The organism is Leyella stercorea DSM 18206, assembly GCF_000235885.1.
GTDB classification, from domain to species: domain Bacteria; phylum Bacteroidota; class Bacteroidia; order Bacteroidales; family Bacteroidaceae; genus Prevotella; species Prevotella stercorea.
Window position 1 is genome coordinate 24,505 of record NZ_JH379430.1, and the last position, 4,300, is coordinate 28,804.

Consider the following 4,300-nt stretch of genomic DNA (forward strand, 5'->3'; position numbering starts at 1 on the left):
CTGCTTGTTTTGTTGGTGCAGTTCTTGCTCTGACAGTCGGTAAAGTCGAGCTGAGACTACTGGATTCCTGAGGCTGCGTGGGTATGGCAGGATGCCATACCCTCCTAATCTGTGAGCATCCGTGCCAATCTGTGGGAGACTCTTCTCTGCAAGAAGGTTCTGTGCGTTCCGTGGGTTCTGTGGGAGCCACTTCTCTGCCAGAAGGTTCCGTGTGTTCCGTGCGTTCTGTGGGAGGTTTTTCTCAACCAGAAGAGTGAGTTCCGTGGGCGACTACAGTTTCTCGATGCGGAAGCGTCTGACGATGCCGAAGACGAGAGCATGAGTGTAGGTGTGCTGCTTGAGGTTGTTTACGCTTGCCTGGCGCCAGTCGCCGAGGTAGCCGATGCGCCACGTGGTGTGCAGCGCACGGAAGTCGAGCGTGAGCATCTGTCGGAGCGACGGCGTGGAGGCGATAGTCGTAGGCACGCAGTTGTGGTCGTAGTTGCCACGTGAGAAAATCTCGTAGTACGATTGCCCGTAGTTGGGCGAGAACATCAGACCGCAGAGCGGAGCCGATGCCTCGTAGTGCAGTGTGAACGGTCGTTGTTGGCGGCGGAACAGTCGGAAGTCGAAGTCGGTAGCCACGGTAGGCTTCAGCTGCAGTGCCAGTCGTGCCTGTGCCGGGTTGTTGCTGCCCCGTGTGTTATACAGAAAGCCCACGCTCAGTTCCGCGGTGCCACCGGCGAGCAGTCGCAGATGACAACTGCCCACGGGCATCTGCCACTTGCGCAGCAGCGAGTAGGCAAAGGTGTATCCGCCCCCTATCTCGCCCCCATTGCCCGAGCGGTTGTCGGCTGTGGCGATGCTGCCCTCGTGCAGCAACTGGTGCACGAGGCAGGTGGAGTCATTTTCACGGCGCGTGTGCGACAGAAAGCGCAGGTCGGTGCCGCGGTATTTCTCCGGCGAGAGGTAGGTGTCGAGAATGTCGGTGTAGCCTACCCCCAGCATAAGAGCATTCTCCCTCAGGGGGTGCTGCTTCAGGGGGTGCAGTTGTCTCAACTGCACCAACGTATCTGTATTTAAGTAATCTGGTGCAGTTCTTGCTCTGGCAAGCGGCAAAGCCGAGCGGAGACAACTGCACCCCTCTGGGATACTTCCGTGTTGCTTGGTTGGTGCAGTTGAGACAACTGCACCCCCTGAGGCAGCACCCCCTGAGGTACACCATAGCATGGCGAGCAATAGACTACAGATCCTCATGCTCGGTGAAAATATTAAGTTGTCCGGTCATTTCGTCAATCACCTGCTGCTGACTCTTGCCAGCATCAGGGTCGAGGTTTACCTCTTCAGCTTCCTCCTCGTTCTCCTCCGCTTCGGGTTCGGGGAAGCGTGTTGGTTCCAGCTCCTTCACCCCCAGCACGTCGAACGTGGTGACACGCTTGCCCTTCGCCTTGAAGCCCTTCACGGCGATAAACTCCTCCGCGTCTATCTCCAACGACGGGCGTTGCGTCTCAGAGCCGTCAGGCGCAGTGGTCGGTGCGAAGTCGACCTCTATGCGTGGGAACGGCGTGTCGGTGAGCAGCAGTAGCTCGCTCTTCGGGTTCTCGCCGATGTAGTTCTGCCAGCGTTTCGTCGCCTCCATGCGGAAGCGTTTGAGGTAGAGGTTGTTGGCGTTGTCGGCATCGAACAGGGCTGCTGTCCATACCTTGTCAGGGTCCCACTTCTCGATAAGTTTTATGTTGTCCTCATAGTGGTTGTTGGCATCGAACGTAGAGATGTAGAAGTTGCCGTCGTCGAGCACCACGAGTATCGAGTCGTCGTCGAAGAACTCGCCCAAGAGTCGTCCGTGCTCGTCGTAGTTGAGTCGGTTTACGTCCGGGTCGTACCACACCTTTCTGCCACCAAGCGTAGAGTGGCCGTGACTCTTCAGTCCGATGCGGTGGATAGGGTTGCGTGTGAGCAGGTTGCCCTTCGAGGCGCGTCCCTTGATGGCGATTTCGGAGAAGTCCTTCTCGATGAAGATGCGCTTCAGGCGTGGGTTCGCCTCCAATGTCACCTTTATCACCTCCGCCTCGCCGTTCGGGTTGGCGGTGAAGTAGAGTATGCGTGAGCCGGCAGTGCCCTGCGTGCAGTCGTACTCGCGACCGGCAGTCATCGTCGGCACGAAGAAACGCTTGATGTATGCCGCGCCAGCCTTGCCGTCGCGGTACACCACATTATATATAGTGCGCTTGTCGTTCTTCTTGAACACCTGCACGTGCAGGATGTTCTTGCCCACGAATATCTTGTCGGCAGCATGCACCATCTTGTACTTGCCGTCCTTGAAGAACACGATGATGTCGTCGATGTCCGAGCAGTTGCACACGAACTCGTCCTTCTTCAGACCCGTGCCGATGAATCCCTCGGTGCGGTTGATGTACAGCTTCTGGTTCGCCTCCACCACCTTCGAAGCCTCGATGGTGTCGAAGTTACGTATCTCGGTGCGGCGCGGATGATCCTTGCCGTACTTCTCGCGCAGAAACTCGAACCAGTGTATCGTCACGTCGGTCATGTGCGCAAGGTCGTACTCTATCTCAGCCAGCTCCGCCTTGATGCGCACTATCAGCTCGTCTGCCTTATCCTTATTATATTTAAGTATGCGCTGCATCTTTATCTCGAGCAGGCGCAGTATGTCGTCGCGTGTTATCTCGCGGTGGAACGAGTACTCGAAGTCCTGCACGCGGAACACCTGGTTCTTGAACGGCTCCAGCTTCGAGTCGATGAAGCTGACCACCTCGTCCTGCGACTTCGCCTGCTCGAACTTCTTCTCCTTGTAGATGCGCTCCTCGATGAAGATGCGCTCGAGCGACGAGAAGAACAACTGCTCCTCCAGCTCCGACTGGCGTATCTGTAACTCGCGGCGCAGCAGTCCCATGGTGGAGTCGGTAGAGTGGCGCAGCACGTCGCTCACGGTGAGGAAGCACGGCTTGTTGTCCTCTATCACGCAGCAGTTGGGCGATATGTTTATCTCGCAGTCGGAGAAGGCGTAGAGCGCGTCGATCGTCTTGTCGGACGATACGCCCGGCGCCAGGTGCACCTGTATCTCCACCTCGGCAGCCGTGTTGTCGTCCACCTTCTTCGCCTTTATCTTGCCCTTCTCTACAGCCTTCAGGATGGAGTCGATGAGCGTAGATGTGGTTTTCGAGAACGGTATCTCGCGGATGACGATAGTCTTCTGGTCGAGCTTCTCTATCTTCGCACGCACCTTTACGGTGCCACCACGCTGTCCGTCGTTGTACTTCGCCACGTCGATAGAACCGCCCGTGGGGAAGTCGGGGTAGAGGTGGAACTCCTCGCCACGCAGGTAGGCGATGGCAGCATCGCATATCTCCACGAGGTTATGCGGCAGGATTTTAGAACTCAGACCCACGGCAATGCCCTCCGCGCCCTGCGCTAACAGGAGCGGAAACTTCGCCGGCAGCGTAATCGGTTCCTTGTTGCGTCCGTCGTAGGAGAGCTGCCAATCGGTGGTCTTAGGGTTGAACACCACGTCAAGCGCGAACTTCGAGAGTCGTGCCTCGATGTATCGCGGTGCAGCCGCACGGTCGCCCGTGAGGATGTTGCCCCAGTTGCCCTGGCAGTCGACGAGCAAGTCCTTCTGTCCCATCTGCACAAGAGCGTCGCCGATGGAAGCGTCGCCGTGAGGGTGAAACTGCATGGTGTGTCCCACGATGTTAGCCACCTTGTTGAAACGGCCGTCGTCCATGCGCTTCATCGAGTGGAGTATGCGTCGTTGCACAGGCTTCAAACCGTCCTCGATATGAGGCACGGCACGCTCTAAGATTACGTATGAGGCGTAATCCAGAAACCAGTTTTGGTACATACCACTGAGGTGATGCACTGCTGAAGCGTCGAAACGGTTGACAGGTTTGTAGTCGGAGTGATCGCTTGGCATGATGTCTTTTTTCTCGTCGTCCATGTTTTTTATTTTTTTAGTTGACAAGTGTACAAGGCGTCTATTTTTGTTCAAAAATCTTGTCAACAGGCAAAAGTACAAAAAAAAAAACAATTATTGAGTTATGCTCCCGTCTTTTTGTTGAAAATGCCGTATTTACGAGGGTTTTTGCGTCCTATGACACAACGAAATGGGGGGGGGTAAATGCGCTTCTGCAATAAAATATTAATAGGGGTAAGGTGAAAAATTAAGTCTAAAAATTAGGTTTAATTGAAAAAATAGCTTAACTTTGCAGCCGTGACATAACTATTTTTTAGTTATAATTGATGAAATAGAGTTGTTATAATGAAAATCAATGCGTAAGCACTCAAATTAGGGCTTAAATTAGAA

Annotated in this window: 2 protein-coding genes; both read right to left on the reverse strand. The window is 54.9% G+C overall.

Going from position 1 to position 4,300, the window contains the following annotated elements; translation table 11 throughout:
* Positions 1-270: 270 nt before the first annotated feature.
* Entirely contained in the window at positions 271-1,044 is a 774-nt protein-coding gene (locus HMPREF0673_RS06970; RefSeq protein ID WP_007900012.1) for a DUF3316 domain-containing protein, read from the reverse strand.
* Between the two features lie 178 nt (positions 1,045-1,222).
* Positions 1,223-3,934: a DNA gyrase/topoisomerase IV subunit A gene (locus tag HMPREF0673_RS06975; protein WP_007900013.1), complete on the reverse strand. Its 2,712-nt coding sequence runs from the start codon at positions 3,932-3,934 to the stop codon at positions 1,223-1,225.
* Between the last annotated feature and the right edge of the window lie 366 nt (positions 3,935-4,300).

Coding starts and splice junctions, on each gene's coding strand:
- HMPREF0673_RS06975 (WP_007900013.1), bottom strand. CDS start 3,934: ATGGACGACGAGAAAAAAGACATCATGCCAAGCGATCACTCCGACTAC.